This is a genomic window from Vibrio sp. D173a, assembly GCF_030248475.1.
In genome coordinates, this window is the sequence record NZ_JAHGAH010001541.1 from 1 (window position 1) to 744 (window position 744).

Genomic DNA, 744 nt, shown 5'->3' on the forward strand with positions numbered 1-744 from the left:
GGTTGTCCATCAGAATTAAGTCGAAGCGCTCCGAGGCCGCCGCTTGAATTGCAAGCTCGCCGTTTTCAACACTCTTACAGCTAAAGCCTTTGTTGCTCATAAAGGTTTCGATAATCACGGTATTCGTGCGGTTGTCTTCAACAATGAGCACTTTTAACCCAGAATAGTTTAGCTTCGAGTGTGGGAGGCTTTCTACTTCTCCCGGCTCTGTTGGGTCAATTCTCAGGTTTACAGCTGGTGCCAATCCCTTCTCCGCTGGTCACCTGTATATCGCCATCCATTAACTCAGTGATTTTTTTCACAATCGCTAAGCCCAGTCCTGTACCACCAAAACGACGCGTCGTAGAAGACTCAGCTTGTTCAAACGGATTAAAGATACGCTTTTGTGCTTCTTTTGAGAGACCAATCCCTGTATCGCGAACTCGAATGTTCAGGTACGTGTGCCCATTTCTGACGACCTCTTTGAAGTAGACTTCCACAAAACCACGTGAGGTGAACTTCACCGCATTATTGAGTAAATTAAAGAGGATTTGGCGTAGACGCGCTTTATCTGAAAAGTACCAACGGCCGGCGGGTACTTCAGTGTAGACCTTAAACTGCAGCCCCTTCTCAGCAGATAGGGTGTAGTAAACACTATTAATACTGCCAATCAGTGAATCCAGTGGGAAACGCGTATTATCGAGATCGAGTTTGCCCTGCTCTATCTTAGAGAAGTCCAATATCTCGTTGAGCAGTGTCATCATG

The 744-nt window shown here is 46.2% G+C and carries 1 pseudogene; it reads right to left on the reverse strand.

The features are described 5' to 3' along the window. Positions 1 to 744, reverse strand: a pseudogene (locus KIV40_RS34610) (hybrid sensor histidine kinase/response regulator); the annotation flags it as partial.